Annotated in this window: 20 protein-coding genes; 9 read left to right on the top strand and 11 right to left on the bottom strand. The window is 72.9% G+C overall.

Annotated features, from left to right (window positions below; genetic code table 11):
• The first annotated feature begins 49 nt into the window (after positions 1–49).
• Positions 50–1,039 carry an AraC family transcriptional regulator gene (locus tag ACZ6RT_RS11115; protein ID WP_399189567.1) on the top strand — a complete coding sequence of 330 codons (990 nt, stop codon included), beginning with the start codon at positions 50–52 and terminating at the stop codon, positions 1,037–1,039.
• 118 nt (positions 1,040–1,157) lie between these two features.
• Here the strand turns inward: ACZ6RT_RS11115 and ACZ6RT_RS11110 are convergent, their stop codons facing one another.
• Complete coding sequence (locus ACZ6RT_RS11110; RefSeq protein ID WP_470153136.1) at positions 1,158–1,832, bottom strand: VC0807 family protein; 675 nt, start codon at positions 1,830–1,832, stop codon at positions 1,158–1,160.
• 168 nt (positions 1,833–2,000) lie between these two features.
• On the opposite strand from ACZ6RT_RS11110, the gene ACZ6RT_RS11105 reads away from it, so the two are divergent.
• On the top strand, positions 2,001–2,612 hold the full coding sequence (locus ACZ6RT_RS11105; protein ID WP_470153134.1) for a TetR/AcrR family transcriptional regulator: 612 nt from the start codon (positions 2,001–2,003) through the stop codon (positions 2,610–2,612).
• A gap of 175 nt (positions 2,613–2,787) precedes the next feature.
• Positions 2,788–3,453 carry a TetR family transcriptional regulator gene (locus tag ACZ6RT_RS11100; protein WP_344899842.1) on the top strand — a complete coding sequence of 222 codons (666 nt, stop codon included), beginning with the start codon at positions 2,788–2,790 and terminating at the stop codon, positions 3,451–3,453.
• A gap of 198 nt (positions 3,454–3,651) precedes the next feature.
• Here the strand turns inward: ACZ6RT_RS11100 and ACZ6RT_RS11095 are convergent, their stop codons facing one another.
• The gene (locus ACZ6RT_RS11095) at positions 3,652–4,587 is read right to left on the bottom strand and encodes a hypothetical protein (protein ID WP_399189561.1); all 936 of its coding nucleotides are present in this window, start codon (positions 4,585–4,587) and stop codon (positions 3,652–3,654) included.
• Between the two features lie 220 nt (positions 4,588–4,807).
• Here ACZ6RT_RS11095 and ACZ6RT_RS11090 point away from each other — a divergent pair, with 220 nt between their 5' ends.
• A complete protein-coding gene (locus ACZ6RT_RS11090) occupies positions 4,808–6,721 on the top strand; it encodes a glycoside hydrolase family 15 protein (RefSeq protein ID WP_399189559.1) in 1,914 nt (637 codons plus the stop codon).
• A gap of 457 nt (positions 6,722–7,178) precedes the next feature.
• Here the strand turns inward: ACZ6RT_RS11090 and ACZ6RT_RS11085 are convergent, their stop codons facing one another.
• From ACZ6RT_RS11085 to ACZ6RT_RS11060, 6 genes are all read right to left on the bottom strand, one after another.
• Entirely contained in the window at positions 7,179–7,451 is a 273-nt protein-coding gene (locus tag ACZ6RT_RS11085; RefSeq protein WP_470153132.1) for a hypothetical protein, read from the bottom strand.
• Between the two features lie 230 nt (positions 7,452–7,681).
• Positions 7,682–8,347, bottom strand: a complete 666-nt coding sequence (locus ACZ6RT_RS11080) for a phosphatase PAP2 family protein (protein ID WP_470153131.1) — start codon at positions 8,345–8,347, stop codon at positions 7,682–7,684.
• Positions 8,348–8,387: 40 nt separating this feature from the next.
• The gene (locus ACZ6RT_RS11075; protein WP_399189553.1) at positions 8,388–9,065 is read right to left on the bottom strand and encodes a phosphatase PAP2 family protein; all 678 of its coding nucleotides are present in this window, start codon (positions 9,063–9,065) and stop codon (positions 8,388–8,390) included.
• 104 nt (positions 9,066–9,169) lie between these two features.
• A complete protein-coding gene (locus tag ACZ6RT_RS11070) occupies positions 9,170–9,673 on the bottom strand; it encodes a hypothetical protein (RefSeq protein ID WP_470153130.1) in 504 nt (167 codons plus the stop codon).
• A 93-nt stretch (positions 9,674–9,766) separates the two neighbouring features.
• Entirely contained in the window at positions 9,767–11,092 is a 1,326-nt protein-coding gene (locus ACZ6RT_RS11065; protein WP_470153128.1) for an RNA polymerase sigma factor, read from the bottom strand.
• Entirely contained in the window at positions 11,089–11,412 is a 324-nt protein-coding gene (locus tag ACZ6RT_RS11060) for a YciI family protein (protein WP_399189547.1), read from the bottom strand. The genes ACZ6RT_RS11065 and ACZ6RT_RS11060 overlap by 4 nt, the downstream gene beginning before the upstream one ends.
• Before the next feature lie 326 nt (positions 11,413–11,738).
• Here ACZ6RT_RS11060 and ACZ6RT_RS11055 point away from each other — a divergent pair, with 326 nt between their 5' ends.
• From ACZ6RT_RS11055 to ACZ6RT_RS11035, 5 genes are all read left to right on the top strand, one after another.
• Positions 11,739–11,954, top strand: coding sequence for a hypothetical protein (locus ACZ6RT_RS11055; protein ID WP_470153127.1), 216 nt, complete (start codon positions 11,739–11,741; stop codon positions 11,952–11,954).
• Positions 11,955–12,197: 243 nt separating this feature from the next.
• Positions 12,198–12,821, top strand: a complete 624-nt coding sequence (locus ACZ6RT_RS11050; protein WP_399189543.1) for a GAF and ANTAR domain-containing protein — start codon at positions 12,198–12,200, stop codon at positions 12,819–12,821.
• A complete protein-coding gene (locus ACZ6RT_RS11045; RefSeq protein WP_399189541.1) occupies positions 12,818–13,189 on the top strand; it encodes an STAS domain-containing protein in 372 nt (123 codons plus the stop codon). Before ACZ6RT_RS11050 ends, ACZ6RT_RS11045 begins: the two co-directional genes overlap by 4 nt.
• Positions 13,190–13,200: 11 nt before the next feature.
• A complete protein-coding gene (locus ACZ6RT_RS11040) occupies positions 13,201–14,298 on the top strand; it encodes a quinone-dependent dihydroorotate dehydrogenase (protein ID WP_470153125.1) in 1,098 nt (365 codons plus the stop codon).
• Positions 14,299–14,501: 203 nt separating this feature from the next.
• Positions 14,502–14,708 (top strand): heavy-metal-associated domain-containing protein, encoded by a 207-nt coding sequence (locus ACZ6RT_RS11035; protein ID WP_399189537.1) that lies wholly within the window; start codon positions 14,502–14,504, stop codon positions 14,706–14,708.
• A 71-nt stretch (positions 14,709–14,779) separates the two neighbouring features.
• Here the strand turns inward: ACZ6RT_RS11035 and ACZ6RT_RS11030 are convergent, their stop codons facing one another.
• The 3 genes from ACZ6RT_RS11030 to ACZ6RT_RS11020 form a co-directional block, all read right to left on the bottom strand.
• On the bottom strand, positions 14,780–16,465 hold the full coding sequence (locus ACZ6RT_RS11030; RefSeq protein ID WP_470153123.1) for a beta-N-acetylhexosaminidase: 1,686 nt from the start codon (positions 16,463–16,465) through the stop codon (positions 14,780–14,782).
• 182 nt (positions 16,466–16,647) lie between these two features.
• A complete protein-coding gene (locus ACZ6RT_RS11025) occupies positions 16,648–17,586 on the bottom strand; it encodes an N-acetylmuramoyl-L-alanine amidase (protein WP_470153122.1) in 939 nt (312 codons plus the stop codon).
• An 87-nt stretch (positions 17,587–17,673) separates the two neighbouring features.
• Entirely contained in the window at positions 17,674–17,922 is a 249-nt protein-coding gene (locus ACZ6RT_RS11020) for a hypothetical protein (protein WP_344899812.1), read from the bottom strand.

Here is a 17,922-nt window from a genome sequence, read left to right as displayed (position 1 = left end):
GCCATGGTTGAGAAGCGCACTTCCATGTTCCGGCGTCTAGGGTGAGGTGATGGACGCACTCACCGACTTCCTGGACGGGCCGAGGGCCCGGGGAGCGTTCCTGCTCCGCTCGATCCTCAGCCCGCCCTGGTCCCTGCGGATCCAGGACCGGGCGCCGCTGGCGCTGGCGGCCGTCGTGCGGGGTGAGGCGTGGATCGTCCCCGACGACGGGGACCCGGTACGGCTGGGCCCGGGGGACGTCACCGTCATCCGCGGTCCCGCCCCCTACACGGTCGCCGACGATCCTGCCACGCCCCCGCAGGTGGTGATCCACCCCGGGCAGCACTGCACCACCGTCGACGGGCGGGACCTCTCCGACGCGATGAGCCTGGGCGTGCGCACCTGGGGCAACGACCCGCACGGGTCGGCGGTGATCCTCACCGGTGCCTACCAGATGCGCGGGGAGATCAGCCGGCGCCTGCTGGAGGCGCTGCCCCCGCTGCTGGTCCTGCCCGAGGACGCCTGGGACTGCCCGATCATCCCGCTGCTCACCGACGAGATCGTCAAGGACGAGCCGGGACAGGAGGCGGTCCTGGACCGGTTGCTCGACCTGCTGCTCATCGCCGTCCTGCGGGCGTGGTTCTCCCGCCCGGAGGGCGGTGCCCCGGCGTGGTACCGCGCCCACGGCGACCCGGTGGTGGGCAAGGCCCTGCGTCTGCTGCACAACAATCCCGCCCACCCCTGGACGGTGGCCGGCCTGGCCGCCGAGACCGGCGTCTCCCGCGCGTCCCTGGCCCGCCGCTTCACCGACCTGGTCGGGGAGCCGCCCATGGCGTTCCTCACCGGCTGGCGGCTGGCCATGGCCGCCGACCTGCTGCGCGAGACCGACGCCACCGTCGGCGCGGTGGCCCGGCAGGTCGGGTACGGCAGCTCGTTCGCGCTCAGCACCGCCTTCAAGCGGATGCACGGGGTCAGCCCGCAGGAGTACCGTGCCGGGGCGCACGCCGTCGGGACCGGCCATGACGCCTTCGCGCCCGCGCGACGGGCACGGACGGGCTGAGCGAGGGGTTTCACCGCTGCCTCGGGCTTCCCGGACCCGGAGGATCCCCGGGCCGTGAGTGCCGCGGGCCCCTGTGCACCGCGGGTGGTTCTGGACGCGGCGGGTGCCGGCGTCGTGCTCAGGCGGCGAGGGAGCGCGCGGCCCCGGCCGCCTGCTCGCCGCGCTTGCCGTACCAGGAGCTCCACAGGCCGAGCAGGGCGATGGTCGCGACCAGGATGACCGACGACAGCCCGGCCATGACGTCGGTCGGCAACAGGTAGACCAGCGGGATCCGCGCGGCCGACTCGACCAGGAGCGCGACGCCCCAGACCAGCGTCATCACCAGGTAGACCCGGCGGAAGGCCGGCTCGGCCGCGTACAGCACGTCCCAGCGCCGTGCCGTCTCCGCGTTCTCGGCGCCGAAGCGCTTGGCCACCGAGAAGGCCGCCGGACGCCCGGCGGCGCAGGTCGCCAGGAAGACCAGGCCCGCCACCGCGGTGGTGACCGACTTGAGGGCGAGGACGAACTTCTCGTCGCCGGTCATCAGGGAGAGCGCGAACCCCACCCCGAACACCAGGCCCATGAAGGCGGCGAAACCGTCGAAGCGGCGGCGCCGGAGGGCGACGTAGGCCACCCGCAGCACGCCCGCGCCCGTCGCGGCCAGCATGGCCGCGTACTCGCTCACGCCCAGCGCGCGGCACCCGTAGTAGGTGGCGATCACGGGGGCGACGTCCCACAGCACCACCGAGACGATCCCCTCGCGGCCCTCGCGGATCGTGCCGTCCTTGCCGCTCTCGTTGGCCGAGTCCTTCATCGCCACACTCCCGAAACTCTCGTCCGGCCGGTCGCCGGGGCGGTCCGCCATCCGCCGGACGTCCGGCCGGAGGCGTTCCTTCGATGTCTTAACGCAAAATCTCTTGCTTTAAAGAAGCGTAGGGTCTGGGAGAAGTTAAAGCAAGAAATTTTGCATTAGGGTGTGGGAATGGCAGCCCAGCAGCCCGCCCGCCGTCCCGGAGGCCGCACGGCCCGCGTCCGTGCCGCCGTCCATCAGGTCGTGCTCGACCTGCTCGCCGAGGAGGGGTGGAGTGATCTCAGCATCGCTCTGGTCGCCGAGCGGTCGGGCGTCCACCAGACGACGATCTACCGGCGCTGGGGCACGGTACAGGCGCTGATCGACGACGTGATCACCGAACGGCTGACGCGGCTCTCCCCGGTTCCCGACACCGGGACGCTCCGTGGCGACCTGGAGGAGTACGCCGTCCGGCTGGCCGAGGACGTGGCCGGGGCCAGGGGCGCCCTGTTCCTGCGCGCCGCCATGCTCGGCACCCACGCCGGAGCCGCCTCGGACGTCCCCTCGGGTGCCACGTCCGGGGCCGAGGACCCCGTGCACGTCTACATGCTCGACCGGGGCGTCCAGCTGCAGGCGATGCTCGACCGCGCGGCGGGGCGGGGGGAGAGCCCGCCGACCCTGCTGGAGCTGCTCGAGGTGGTGCAGGCGCCGCTCTACTTCCACGCGGCCTTCTTCAACAGGCCGGTCGGCGCGGACCACGCGCGGGCGCTGGTGGACCGGCTCCTCTCGCTGCCACGACCGTGATCCGTGGCGCCGGCGGATCCGCAGGGCCGACGGATCCGGACGGTCACCGGTCCGGACGGCCGATGATCCGCGCCGACGGGTCCGCGCGGTCGTGATCCTCCCGCCGCGAGCGCGCGCGGACGGTCTCCTGCGCCCCCTGTAGCATCGCCATCACCGAGAGAAGGGGAGCCGGCCGGTGGCGAGGAGAGCAGCCGGGACGGTCGCGCGTACGGTGCTGACCCGGGCGCGCGTGGTGCGCGCCGCGGTCGAGCTGATCGAGCGCGAGGGCGTGGACGGGCTGTCCATGCGGGCGGTCGCGGCCGAGCTGGGCGTCGCCGTCATGTCCCTGTACAACCACGTGCCGAACAAGACGGCCCTGCTGGAGGGCGTGGCCGAGTACGTGGTGGCCGGGATGGACCTGCCCGACGATCCCGGCGAGGACTGGAAGCTCAGGGCGCGGACGCTCATCCGGGCCTTCCGCAAGACCGCCCGCGACAACCCGCGGTCGATGACGGTGGTGCTGACCCACAAGATCGACACATCGATCGGCCTGCGGCCCGCCGAACGGGCCCTGGCGATCGCCGAGAGCGCGGGGTTCGACGGCGAGACGTCCGTCCGGATCATGCGGGCGATGCTGGCGTACGCGCTGGGCGCGCAGATGCGTGAGGTCGGCACCACGAAGATGCTCGACTATCTGCACCGGAACCCGGCCGATACCTTCGCCGGGCTCGACCCCGAGCAGTTCCCCCGGGTCATCGCGCTGGCCCCGGAGCTGGCCAGGCACGATCCGGAGACCGACTTCGAGTTCGGCCTCGACCTTCTCATCGCCGCACTGGACGCGCTCCCGCGTACCTCGGCCTGAGCGCGCGGGCCGCACCGCCGCACCGGCAGGACCGGCAGGACCGACCGTGACGCCCGGCCACCGACGCCCGGCCACCGACGCCCGGCCCGGCCGGAACGGCCGCTCAGGCCGGAACGGGCAGCCGGGTGGGAACGGCCGGTCGAGCCGGGACGAGCGGTCGAGCCGGGACGAGCGGCCGGCCCCGAACGGCCGGTCGGGTCAGAACAGCCAGTCGAGCAGGCCGCCCCTGCCGGAGTCGTCGTTGCCGCCACCGTCCTGCACCGGAGGCGCCGACGTCGGCTCCTCGCTGGGGGTGGGGCTCTCGGAGGGCAGCGACTCGGTCGGCGAGGCCCCGGGCTCGGAGGTGACCTCCGCCCTCGGGGGAGTGGAGTTCCGGGACTCCTCGTCGCGCTCGGGCCGCCGGGTGGGTTCCGGCTCGGCCTCCCGCGACGGGGTGGTCCGGGTGGGGGAGGGACGGGAAGACGGCTGGTTCCGGGCGGTCCGGCTCGGAGCGGGTGTCGGCTCGGCGGTCGCGGACGGGTCCTCGCCGCGCTCCCCGGTCTCCTCGGGAGTGGGCTTCGCCGTTCTCGGCGGCTGCTCGGCGACGGAGCAGCGCGCGCCGGGCGAGCACGCCTCGCCGGACGAGCCGGGCGTGGAGGTGGAGAACGCCAGGCCGCCGACGATGCCCGCTGCCACCATGCCGCCCACGACCGCCAGCAGGATCCTGGACCGGCCCCGGCCGCGGCGCTCCCGCTCGGAGTCGGTCTCCTCGCGCCACCCCGAACCCAGGAAACCGCGCGCCCGCGTCGTCTCGTCGTCCTCGTACGGCGGCACGACCGTGCCGTCGACGTCCGTGGTCTCGCGGGGGTCGTCGGGGTAGACCCTCTCCCTGGACCCGTCGTTCCGGATGATCTCCCGGGATCCGTCCACGTGAACGATCACCTGCGTGCCGTCGCCCCGCGCGTCCTCCTGCAGGCCGAGCTCGCTCCACCCGTCCGGCAACACGTCCAGCATGTCCGGTACGTCGCTTGCCGGGCGGTCGGACCTCGGCACCGCTCCCATGGGGCCGGTCCGCTCGCGAGGATCGTCCTCGTACGGTTCCTGGATGTCGTCGCGCCCCACGATGCCCCTCTCCGATGTGATCTGGTCGGGCATCCTATGGCAGATCCGACAGACAATTGTCCGAAAAGCTCACAAACCACTGAGGATAACGTGACTTATGAGGTTTCGGTGGTGACAATCCGGAAAGCCTAGGCCGGACACGATGCACCCGGCGACCGGGCCGTGCCCCCGGCCCCGGAGCAGGTCCTGCGATTCGGTACGACCTCCCGGGCCTCGGACGTGCTCTTGGACGAAGTCGGGGTAGAAAGGGCGCATGACAGCGGATCCACCGGCGGGGGTGCTCCCCGGTTCCTCCCCCTTTCCACCCATCGCCGACTACGCGTTCCTGTCCGACTGCGAGGTCACGGCCCTGGTCGCGCCGAGCGGGAACGTCGAGTGGCTCTGCCTGCCGCGGATGGACTCCCCGAGCGTCTTCGGTGCCCTCATGGACCGGGGAGCGGGCGGTTTCCGGCTCGGTCCCGCCGACCTGAGGGTCCCGGCCGCGCGCCGCTACCTTCCGGGCACCATGATCCTTGAGACCAGCTGGGGCACGCCCACCGGCTGGATCGTCGTGCGGGACCTGCTCCTCATGGGGCCCTGGCACCACGACAGCGAGCTCTCGCACACGCACCGCAGGGCACCGACCGACTACGACGCCTCCCACGTGCTGCTCCGTACGGTCCGCTGTGTCAGCGGGGAGGTGCAGATCACCCTGGACTGTGAGCCGATCTTCGACTACGGCCGCCGTCCCGCCGTCTGGTCGTACGGCGAGCGGGGGTACCACCAGGGCATCGCGACCGCGGAGGGCGAGGACCTGGAGCTGCGGCTCACCACCGACATGCGGCTGGGGTTCGAGGGCGGGCGTGCCACGGCGCGCACCCTGCTCAAGGAGGGGGACTCGCGCTTCTGTGCGCTGTCGTGGACCGCGCACGAACCCCCGTACACCTTCAAGGAGGCCTACGACGGGCTGGTGTGGACCGCGCACCACTGGCAGCACTGGCTGGCCAGGGGCGACTTCCCCGACCACCCGTGGCGCAGCTACCTGGAGCGCAGCGCCCTCACCCTCAAGGGGCTGACGTTCGCCCCGACGGGCGCGCTCATCGCGGCGGCGACCACCTCGCTGCCCGAGACCCCGCACGGTGACCGCAACTGGGACTACCGCTACACCTGGATCAGGGACTCCACCTTCGCCCTGTGGGGCCTGTACACGCTGGGCTTCGACTGGGAGGCCGACGACTTCTTCTGGTTCATCGCCGACGTCGCGGAGCGGGACCAGGAACTCCAGGTGATGTACGGCATCGACGGCGAGTCCAAGCTGGACGAGGAGATCCTCGACCACCTCTACGGGTACGAGGGCGCCAAGCCCGTCCGGGTCGGCAACGCCGCCTACCTGCACCGCCAGAACGACGTCTGGGGCGCCGTCCTGGACTCCTTCTACATCCACACCCGTTCGCGGGACCGCCTGGACGAGCGGATCTGGCCCATCCTGAAGCGGCAGGTCGAGTCGGCCATCCGCAACTGGCGGGAGGCCGACCGGGGCATCTGGGAGGTACGGGGCGAACCTCAGCACTTCACCTCGTCGAAGGTCATGTGCTGGGTGGCGGTGGACAGGGGTGCGCGGCTCGCCCGCCTGAGGGAGGACCCCGAGCTGGCCGCGCGCTGGCAGGTGGTCGCCGACGAGATCCACGCCGACGTGTGCGAGTACGGCGTCAGTGAGCGCGGGGTGTTCCGCCAGCACTACGACACCGACGCCCTGGACGCGTCGCTGCTGCTCATCCCGCTGGTGCGCTTCCTGCCGGCCGACGACCCGAGGGTCCGCGCCACCGTCCTGGCCATCGCCGACGAGCTGACCCGCGACGAGCTGGTCCTGCGCTACGAGACCAAGGAGACCGACGACGGACTGACCGGGGAGGAGGGGACCTTCACCATCTGCTCGTTCTGGCTCGTCTCGGCGCTGACCGAGATCGGCGAGCACGTCCGCGCCCGCAGGCTCTGCGAGAGGGTGCTCTCCTTCGCCAGCGCCCTCGGCCTGTACGCCGAGGAGATCGACCCGGTGACCGGGCGCCATCTGGGCAACTTCCCCCAGGCGTTCACCCACCTGGCGCTCATCAACGCGGTCATCCACATCATCCGCGCCGAGAGCGGACACCCCGCCCCGCCCGCGTGGCCGACGTCGGACGCGTCATGACGTGTACGGGCGCCCCGAGCACCCGGGGCGCCTGGCTAGGCTTCCGGGTATGAATCGTCGGTTGATCGCCATCGTGGTGCTCGTCGGCCTGCTGGCCACCAGTGGCCTGTCGGTGGTCCTGGCCTGGGGCCTCAGCGGCTGACACCTGGTCCGCGCCTCGGCTGTCCGGTCCGGAGCCTCGGCGCCTGGTGCACGCCGCACAGGCCTGTCCGGAACCTTGGTGTCCGGTCCGGGCCTCGGCGGCCGATGTCCGCCCCGGGGTCACGGCGCCGCGGGCCCGCCGGGCGGACCTGACCTCCGCCGGGCGAACGCGGGGCCTGCCGGACGGCGCGGGTCCGGCGGGCGGCGCCCTACGGCCCGGCGAGCGCGGAGACGATGCCTCGGTCCGCCGCCGGGTCCTGGGAAGGCCGGGCCGTCGGATGCCCCCGACGCCACGGGCCCTCCCCGAGAGAATCGCCTAGGCGATCACCATCGAGTTCTGCCCCGCGGGCTGCGCGTGCTGCTGCTGCTGGGCGACGGGCCTGTGCTGCTGCTGCCGGTGGGCCGCCTGGTCGGCGGACTGGGGCTGCTGATGGCGGTGGGCCTGCTCGGCGGGCGCCTCGGTCTCGGCCGGGCAGGTGCAGTAGCCGTTGGAGACGATCAGGCGCCCCCGCTGCGCGGTGTAGGTGCGCGAGTCGGTGGCGAGAAGAACACCCGTGCATTTCTGGCAGACGACGGACTGGCGGTCCATGGGCCGGCTTCCTTCCTTGGGGTAGCCGTCGAACGTCTCTACGGTCCGGCCGGCTGGCTGCTCGTGCCCCGAAGGGGAGAGTTGAATCTCCCTATCGGGGTTTCTATCTTACTTCGTAGCACAGAGCGATCATTGAGCCACACGAAGTCACAGATGTAGGACTTGGTGTCGCTGCTTCACAACGGTCTCATGCGCAACGCCCCGGCGGGTGGGGAACCCCCCGTCCCGCGCTAGGTTCGCAGCAGGCTCCCCTTCCGCTCGGAGATGACCGGCTTGAGGAGCAGGGCGTTGGCGGCCACCGCGATGCAGACCAGACCGAGCAGGAAGCCCCAGCTCACGTCGCTGAGGTGGTGCATCCCGCGGTACATGCGCGAGTAGGCGATGCCCACCGGGATCCCCAGGCCGACCAGTACCCACACCACGTTCAGAATCTTGAACCGGTGGGTGTGCAGGATCAGCACCAGGGCGATGCCCGCGTAGAAGGCGACCGCGGCGCTGGTGTGCCCGGAGGGGAAGCTGGAGGTGGGCGGAGCCGGGTCCAGGTGCTGGACGGCGGGGCGCTTGCGCTGGGCGAAGACGGTCGCCAGCAGGAAGATCGCCGACTGGGAGAAGACCGCCAGCGCGAGGAAGATCGACTCGTTCCAGCGCTTGAAGACCAGCCGGAAGACGACGACAAGGACCGCCGTGCCCGCGATGATCACCGGTGTGTCGGACAGCCCCGACAGGGTGTCGGTGATCGAGCTCCAGTACGTGGTGCGGTCACCGGCCAGCTTCTCGTTGACTCCCCTGTCGTTGGCGATGAGAGTCGTCGTCTGCAGGACCTTGGTGATGAGGAGGCCGACGGCGATCGTCAGGACGGCCATGGCGACCAGCGGCATCAGGATCAGGCGTGTCACGCCTTTGAAGTCCACCGACATTTTCGACATGGCGCGCCAGCTACCCCGAACCGTCCTCTCGGAACGCGTCAGGCTCGACACCTTCCATGTGCGGTTCGACGGGCCTGCGGCCCTCTCCCCGGCGCCAGGCCTCGAACCCGGCCGCCGTCCCCACCACGACCACCACGCCCAGCGCGACCCCGGCGATGACGTCGCTGGTCCAGTGCACGCCGAGCGCCACCCGGGTGTAGGCGACGAACACCATCACCGCCACCGCGGCGCCCCACAGGGCGAGCCGGGCGGCCAGGGTCCGCAGGAAGGGCAGCGCGATGAGCACCAGGATGCAGGCGCCCAGCGCCGCGCCCATGGCGTGACCGGACGGGAAGGAGGCACCCGGTGCCCAGGCCACCGGCTGCGGCAGGTCGGGCCGGGCGCGGTCGACGATCCCCTTGATCGCCAGGTTCAGCAGGCCGCCGAAGGTGATCGTGGCGACCGCCCAGGCCGCCAGCCGGGGCGCTCCGCGGTACCAGAGCCAGCCCGCGGTCAGCACCACCAGCACGCGCCAGGTCCAGGGCCCGAACACCTCGGTCCCGATGGCGAGGAAGGTCGTGTATCCCGGATTCTCCAGGGCATGGGCGTGCAACGACAGCGCCACGCCCTCATCGAGGTCCTTGAGCGGCGAGGAGGAGGTCTGCACGAGCACGAGCAGGACCACGAACGGCACCGCGAGGATCGCCACGGACGCCAGGGCCAGTGTCAGCCGTACGCCCAGTCGCAGGTCAGCGGAGTGATCGTCTGCCCGGCGGGACGATGAGGGTCCACCTTCGATGAATCTGACCATCGTCAAGGGCTACCCGCTCCCCGGTGAATATTCACCGTACGGGAGGTGACGGACGGTTTCCGGCGCCGGGAACCCCGCCGGATCGCCCGATCGGACGCCTCGTGGTGGCGCCACTCGGCCTCGGTGAGCGCCGGGTGACCCGCGTACGCGTCGAGCACGGCCTCCAGGTGCGACGACGGTGCCGCGGCGGCGTCCAGGACCCGCCCGCCCCCGCCCGGACCGAGCTCCGCGGGCTCCGCGGGCTCCGCGGGCCCTGCGCACTCGGCGGGCCCCGAGCACCCGGCGAGCCCCGAGCACTCGGCGAGCACGTCGAGCCGCGCGGCGCGGGCCGTCCACCACCGGCGGCTCAGCTCGGCCAGCAGGCCGTCCGTCCCGCCGAACTCCCGCTCGATCTCCTCCTCCCACCGGGCGGGGAGGATGACGTCACCGGTGCGGGCGAGGTCGCGCAGGACCAGGCGCGCCAGCTCGCGCCGCCGGACCAGGACTGAACGTGACAGAGTGCTCATACCGCTCACCCTGTCGATCCCGGTTTGCCGAACGCTCAACGATGTGTTGACGGGGAGATCGGGCGGGCGGGATGTGCCCCTCCGCGGCGGCCGTCAGCACGGCCGAGGCCCGTGACCCCCGGGTCCGGGGGGCGGCGTGTCGTCCGTGGCCGGTCGTGGGCCGGCGCCGGACGGCGGCCGCCCCAGCTGGTCGCGGCGGCGCGTCAGGTAGGCGATCTCGGCGGTGTTGCCCGCCAGCTCGACGGCCCTGTCGTAGGCCGCGCGCGACCGCTCGCCGTGGCCCAGCCGGCGCAGCAGGTCGGCACGCGTCGCGTGGTAGGCGTGGTAGCCCGCCAGCCTGTCCCCGAGACGGTCGACGGCCGCCAGCGCCACCTGCGGGCCGTCGAGCTCGGCGACCGCGATGGCCCGGTTGAGCGCCACGATCGGCGAGCGGTCCAGGCGGGCGAGCCGGTCGTAGAGGGCGACGATCTGCGACCAGTCGGTGTCGCGTACGTCACGGGCTGAGGTGTGCACGGCGTTGATCGCCGCGAGGATCTGGTACCGGCCCGGGGGCGTCCCGTCGGCGGCGGCGGCCAGGCGCTCGCGTACCAGCCGGTGGCCCTCGGCGATCAGCGCCGCGTCCCAGGCTCCGCGGTCCTGCTCGGCGAGGGCGACCAGCTCGCCGCCGCCCGAGACCCGGGCCTCCCGGCGGGCCTCGGTGAGCAGCATCAGCGCCAGCAGCCCGGCCACCTCACCGTCGGCCGGCATGAGGGCACGGATCATGCGGGTGAGCCGGATCGCCTCGGCGGTCAGGTCGTGGCGCACCGGGTCGCTGCCGGGGCCGGTCGCCAGGTAGCCCTCGTTGAAGACGAGGTAGAGGACGGCCAGAACCCCGGACACGCGCGCAGGGAGATCATGCTCGGACGGCACCCGGTAGGGGATGCGGGCCACCTTGATCTTGGCCTTGGCGCGGGTGATCCGCCGGCCCATCGCGCTCTCCTGCACCAGGAAGGCGCGGGCGATCTCGGCCACGGTCAGACCGGCGACCATGCGCAGCGTCAGCGCCACCCTGGCCTCCATCGCCAGCGCGGGGTGACAGCAGGTGAAGATCAGCCGGAGCCGCTCGTCGTCGATGACGCCGAGCGGCTCGGGCGGGGCGTCGTCGTACAGCATCCGGGCCTCCTCGTGCTTGCCGGCGCGCCTGCTCTCGCGCCGGACCCGGTCGATGGCCTTGCGGTTGGCGGTCATGGTCAGCCAGGCGCCGGGGTTGGGAGGCACGCCGTCGGCAGGCCACCGCTCGACGGCGGCCGAGAACGCCTCGGCCGCCGCCTCCTCGGCGATGTCGAGGTCGCCGAAACGCCTGGTCAGGGCGGCGACCACCCGGGCCCACTCCTCACGGTGGGCCCGGGTGATCGCGTCCCGGACGTCGGTCCCGCTCACAGGAACGGCCGCACCTCGACCTTCCGGTTGCAGGCCCGCGACCCCTCGGACGCCAGCCTGAGCGCCACGTCGAGGTCGGGGGCCTCGACGACCCAGAAGCCGACCAGGAACTCCTTCGACTCCACGAAGGGCCCGTCGCTGAACAACGCCTCCTCGCCGCGGTTGTCGATCACCGTGGCCGTGTCGGGCCCGCCGAGACCACCGGCGAAGACCCAGTGCCCCTCGGCCCGGAGCCGGTCGTTGAACACGTCGATCGCGGCGTCCTCCTCCGGGGTGGCGAGGCCGGCCGTGTCGGTGATCACGGAAATCAGGTACTGCATCTCGCATCGTCTCCTGTACGTCGGGAACGCCCCCGGCGGGCGACCGCTCACCCGTACTACGAACACTCCCGCCCCGATCGGACACCGCCGCCCGGACCTCTTCCCCGATCTCCCCGATCCTTCCGGTACGCGGGACGGTACGCCGGACGGCGGGCGGCCCGTCCCGGCGAGGCCGTCGCCCGGCACCCGCGCGGGGTCCTTCACCGGCGGCGTTCAGGCAAGGTGGGGAACGGCTTGGCCGGAATCATCGGGCAGCACTAGGCTCTGGTCGCAGATCATTCCGCCCTGCGTCCGCGGAGCTCCCTCGGCATGCAGGAAGCCCGCCCATGACTCAGGTCTTCGACCTCTTCGAGCCCGCCCGGCGCGCGTCGAGCGCCCTCGCGGGCCTTCGCGCCGCGCCCACGGTGACGCGCCGTGCCCCCGGTGTCGGCGTTCCGGGCGTCCTCGGCGCCTGCGGCGTGCTGAGCGGCTCCGGCGTCCTGAGCGGCTCCGGTGTTCCGAGGGGCGGGGGAGTGGCCGATCGGCGCTCCGGATATCTCTGATCGGATCGGCCGCGAGCCGCCTTGGCGCGGACGCGGACCGGCGGGCGGCCCGATGGCCCCGGCAGGGACCTTCCAGCCGCGATCCATGAAAGTCCCATTTTCGGGAAGTCGTAGTGTGCATGTCAAGTAACCGGCTCGACGCTGAAAGGCGCCCCGCAGATGACTCATATTGATCCGGAAGCGCTGGTCGCGAGCTTGAGGAGCCTCCAGACGACCTCGCCCGCCACGGGCATAGTCCATCAGTTGGAGCGGGCCGTGGACGTGGTGAACTCGCTGTTCGGATACGCGGGTGCCGGGCTGATGTTCGCCGAGGAGGGCAGGGCCCTGCGCTACCTGGTGGCCACCGACGACCGTGGCCGCAGTCTTGAGGGCGCGCAACTGCATCTCGGGCAGGGGCCCTGTGTCTCGGCGTACCAGGAGAACTGTGCGGTGACCTCCAGCGACGTGCACGTCGATCCGCGCTGGCCGAAGCTGGCCGACCGGCTGCACCCGGAGGTGCGAGCGGTGGCCGGGGTGCCGGTGCGGCTGGGCGGTGAGCCGGTGGGCACGCTGAACGTCTACCAGTCCACCTTCTACGAGTGGGACGAGTCGGACGTCCAGGCCCTCTACGGCTACGCCGACGTGATCGAGCAGCTGCTCACCGCCGTGATGGCCGCGGAGGAGAAGAGCGCCCTGGCCGACCAGCTGCAGTACGCCCTCGACTACCGCGTGATCATCGAGCGGGCGATCGGTTACCTGATGGGAAAGCACGACCTGACCGCCACCCAGGCGTTCACCGGCCTGCGCAAGCAGGCCCGTGACAGCCGGCGCCGCGTCGCCGACCTCGCGGCCGAGGTGCTCGGAGAGGGAGCGGGCGAACTGCGGTGATCCTGCTCACGTCGCCCGACGTCCCCGGAGGCAGGGTGGAGATCACGGTCTACGGGGATCTCGACCGGGCCGCGGGCGCGGAGCTGCGGCGGATGCTCACCGGACCCGGCGGGTCCGGCGAGCCCGGCGGGATCGGCGCGGCGACCGTCGAGCTCGATCTGGCGCACGTGTCCTTCCTCGACTGCGCGGGCGCCAGGGCCCTGCTCGGCGCCGACGAGCACCTGCGCGGCCTGGGCCGGGAGATGGTCGTCCTGCGCCCCTCCAGGCCGGTGCTGAGACTGCTCACCTTGCTCGGCTTCGCGTCCCACCTGGTGATCGGGGACCCGGGAGGGGTGGCCGGCGCGACCCGCACCCCGCCGGGGCACTAACCTGATCGGTGATGTATCGATTCGTCTTCTCGCAGGTCCTCAGCCGCCTCGACCCGGAGGACGTGCACCGTCTGACGGTCCGCGCGCTCCGTCTCCTCTCCGTGACGCCCGTGGTCAGGCGGCTGGTCCACCGCCGCCTCGCGCCGCGCGACCCCGCGCTGCGCGTGCGGGCCTTCGGCGTGCACTTCCCCGGGCCGTTCGGCCTGGCGGCGGGCTTCGACAAGGACGCCGGCTGCGTGGAGGCCATGTCCGCGCTCGGGTTCGGCCACGTCGAGGTGGGCACGATCACCGCCCACGCCCAGCCCGGCAACGCCCGGCCCCGGCTGTTCCGCCTCGCCGGCAACCGGGCGATCATCAACCGGATGGGCTTCAACAACGACGGCGCGGGCGCCGCGGCCCGCCGGTTGCGCAGGGCCCGGGGCGTCCCGGCGGTCGTCGGGGTCAACATCGGCAAGACCAAGGTCGTCCCCGAGTCCGGGGCCGTCGAGGACTACGTGGCCAGCGCGACGGCCCTGGCCCCGCTGGCCGACTACCTGGTCGTCAACGTCAGCTCGCCCAACACGCCGGGATTGCGCGACCTGCAGGCCGTGGAGCTGCTGGAACCGCTCCTGCGGGCGGTGAAGAAGGTGGCCGACGCCACCCCCAGGCGCACCCCGCTGCTGGTCAAGATCGCCCCGGACCTGGCGGACGCCGACGTGGACGCGGTCGCCGACCTGGCGCTGGAGATCGGGCTCGACGGCATCATCGCCACCAACACCACGGTCGACCGGGGGGCGCTGACCGCCCCGGAGCGGGCCGCGGGCCGTGACGCCGTGCGGGAGGGCGGCGGCCTGTCCGGCCGCCCCCTGAAGGCGCGGTCCCTGCAGGTGCTGCGCAGGCTGCGCGCCCGGGTGGGCGACCGCCTGGTGCTCGTCTCCGTCGGCGGGGTCGAGGACGCGGACGACGTCTGGGAGCGCCTGCTCGCCGGGGCCACCCTGGTCCAGGGCTACAGCGCCCTGATCTACGAGGGGCCGCTCTGGGCGTACCGGATCCACCGCGGGCTCGCCCGCAGGCTCCGCCGCCAGGGCGTGAGCGACCTGCGCGAGATCATCGGCCGCACCGCGGCCTGACGCCCCCTTCCGCGGGGGTCGGTCCGGCCCCCGCGATCCGTGCGTCTGATCGGCCTTTCCGGCCGGGTCTACCTCTGGAACGTCCCGGTACGGCCCCGGGCCCGTCCCGCTCCGTCCCTCCCGGCTATCGCCTCCATCCGCCCGAGCGTCGTCACGGCCGGGCATATACCCGGGGAGGGTAATCTCGGGACATTGGAGGAACGATGAGCGTGACCACGTACACCGTCACCGGCATGACCTGCGGCCACTGCGTGAGCTCGGTCAAGGAGGAGGTCGGCGAGGTCCCCGGCGTCACCGGCGTCGAGGTCGACCTGGAGACCGGGCGGGTCGAGGTCTCGGGCGACGCGCCCGAGGACGCGGCCGTCCGCGCCGCCATCGAGGAGGCCGGCTACCAGGTGGCCTCCGCCTGACCACCCCGTCCGTCCGGACGGACGTGACGGGCGTGACGGGCGGGCGGACGTGACGGGCGGCGGGCCGGGACTCAGACGCTGGGACGGGTGGAGTCGGCCTCGTGGGTCATCTCCTCCAGGTGCCTCATGGCCTCGTCCACGCGGACGACCCCCGGGCGGTGGCGCCGGGGGCCGGTCCCGCCGGTCTGCCAGGGACGCGGGCCGTCCTGCGGCCGGTACTCCACGCCGAGCGCGTCGAGGCGGCCCAGGTGGGCCCGGAGCCGGGAGTCGAAACCGTCCCCGGCACCCCCCGACCAGGCCACCTCGGCCAGCGCGCACCCCCGGGGCCAGGCCCGGTAGTCCACCGCGCGCGCGTCGGGCAGCCGCTCGCTCCAGAGCTGGAACTGCGCGCCGAGCACGCGCTCGCGCTCGGCCGGGGGCCACTCCTCGGGGGCGGGCCGGTAGGCGGCCACGTCCGCCACGGTGATCGCGTCGCCGATGGCGATCGGCTCGCGCTCGGAGGACTCCTCGGCGTAGTCGAAGTAGAGCGGGAACACCGGGGTCTGCACCACGTCGTGCCCGGCCGCGGCGGCACGCCTGGCCACGCCGGGCCCCCGCCAGGGCATCACGATCGTGTCGGGCCTGAGCATGCCGCTGACGAACGCCTCGTCCCAGACCACCGCCCGGCTTCCGCGCTCGGCCAGCACGTCCGCCAGCCGCCGCAGGAACCAGGCGTGCAGCTCGGCCGGGCTGTCCAGCCCGAGCTCCGCCTGGAAGGCGACGATCTCGGGGGAGGCGGCCCAGTCGTCGAGCACGCACTCGTCCCCGCCGACGTGGACGTACGGGGTCTCGCCCAGCGCCCCGAGGATCTCGTCGAACACGTCGGTCAGGAAGGCGACGGTCTCCGGCAGGGGGGACAGGATCGCGGGGGAGATGCCCCAGCGCTCCAGCACCCGGTGGGGCTCGGGGCGGCGCCCGCCGGTGGCGCGGGCGTCCAGCCCGGGGTAGGCCGCGAGGATCGCCGAGGCGTGCCCCGGTACGTCGATCTCGGGAACCACCGTCACGGCCCGCGCCCGCGCGTAGGCGCCGATCTCGGCCAGGTCGTCCAGCGTGTAGTACCCGCCGTGCGGGACGTCGTCGAAGGCGGGCTGCTCCCGGTGGTGACCCACGACCGTGCGCGGCCGGTGCGAGCCCACCTCGTGCAGCCGCGGGTGCGCCCTGCTCTCCACCCGCCAGCCCTGGTCGTCGACCAGGTGCAGGTGCAGGCGGTTCAGCTTGTGCGCCGCCATGAGGTCGATCATCCTGAGCACCTCGCGCCGGGGCAGGAAGTGCCGCGCCACGTCCAGGTGCGCCCCCCGCCAGGAGAACCGGGGCGCGTCCCGCACCCGGCACGCCGGCACGCTCCAGACCGCCCCCCCAGGGCCCCCAATGCCTCCCGCGCCACCGGGGCCGCCGGAGGTGCCGGTCGCCGCGCGGAACGCCGCGTCGGGGAGCAGCTGCCGCAGCGTCTGCCCCGCGTAGAAGGCCCCCGCCCGGTCCCCGGCCGTGATCCGCACCCCGCCGGCCGCCACCTCCATCGTGTACGCCTCACGCCCGAGCGCCGGGTCCGTCTCCACCGTGATCGTCCCCGCCTCGCCGGGAACCGGGTCGAGCACCGCCAGCGCGGTCCGGAGCGCGGCGACCGGTTCGGCGGGACCGGACACCGTGAGCCCGAAGGGAAGGTCCACGCGGCCGTCGGCGGCCGTGACGGCAGAGGGGAGCGGCAGGAGATCGGTCATGGTCAGATCATGTCAAGTCACTCCGCGCCCCGCCATTCCCGGCCCGCCCCACCGGCATCGGCGGCCCCACGGCCCGCTCGTCCGCGACGGTCGTCCCGGCGAGCGGTCCCGGCTTCCGCTCCGGGCGGACCGGCGGGCGGCCCGGAGCGCGCGAGCCGTCCCGCGCGAGCGCGGGTGAGCCGCTACCTCAGGTACGCCTGGAGCCCGTCCGCCAGGGAGAGCGCGACCCGCTGCCGGAACGCCGCCCGCTGGAACTTGGCGGCCTCGGCGGGGTTCTTCATGTTGCCGCACTCGATGAAGATCTTGGGCACCGTGGAGAGGTTCAGGCCGCCGAGGTCGTTGCGGTAGTCCAGCGCCTGCCGGCCGATGTAGGTCGAGTACGCCAGGCCGGTTCCGCGCCGGAAGGCGTCCCGCACGCTCAGACCGAGCCGCTTGGAGGCCCCGACCACCGGGTCCACCGGCCCGCCGATCTTCCTCGGCATGATCACGTGGAAGCCGTGGTTCGCGGTGCTCGACCCGTCGGCGTGGACGGAGATCGCCGCGTCCGCCTTGGCCCGGTTGCCGATCGCGGCCCGCTGGGTGATGCACGGGCCGACGCCGGAGTTGTTCGCGCGGGTCAGCTTGACCGTCGCGCCACGGCTCTTGAGGATCGCCGTCAGGCGCTGGGAGACGTCCCAGGTGAAGGCCGCCTCGCTGTAGCCGTTCGCGGTGGCGGTGCCCGTGGTGTCGCACGCCTTCCACTGGGTCAGCACGTTGACCTTCTTGTTGATCTCCGCGGGATGACGGTAGTTCTGCCCGTTGTGCCCGGGATCGACGACCACGACCTTGCCGGTGAGCGGCCTGGAGCCGGCGGTCCGGCTCGCCGGGCTCACCGCGGGATCGTTCGCCGCGCCGGTCGCGGGGCCGTCCGTGCCGTCCGCCGCGCCGTCGCCCGCCGGGGCGTCCGCACCGTCCGCGGGGGAGGTCCCGGTCGCCGGGCCGGAGCCCGCGTCGGCCGCCGGGACCGGTCCGCGTTCCCGCGCGAGGTCCGTGCCGCCGGTGCCGCCGGTGCCGCCGCAGGCGGCCGCGCCCAGGCCGCACAGGACAAGGGTCGTCGCGAGTGCTCTGCCGGTCACGCTCATCGCCCCCAAGATAGGTCGTCGACCACCCAACTTACGTGGCTTGGCGGCGTGGCTCAGCCGTTGTCGCGATATGGCCCCTTCCGTCCGTCACCAGGCGTGCTCGCCGACCTCCTGCTTCTGCAGGAGCGAGGCCAGCTCCCTGGCGTCCTCGGCGTCCAGGCCGAGGACCACGCGGGGACGCCCCCATGGGTGGTCGATCGAATGGGCCACGTAGCTGGCCACGGACTCGACCCCCGCGTCCCCGCCGCGGCCCCGGGTGGCCCGCCAGTGGGCCCACGCCCGTTCGAGTTCGGCGGCCGCCCGCTGGGCGCATGACACCAGTTCCGGATCACGCAT

This window comes from Streptosporangium sp. NPDC050148, from assembly GCF_055586505.1.
This window is presented reverse-complemented; position numbering and strand designations above follow the sequence as displayed.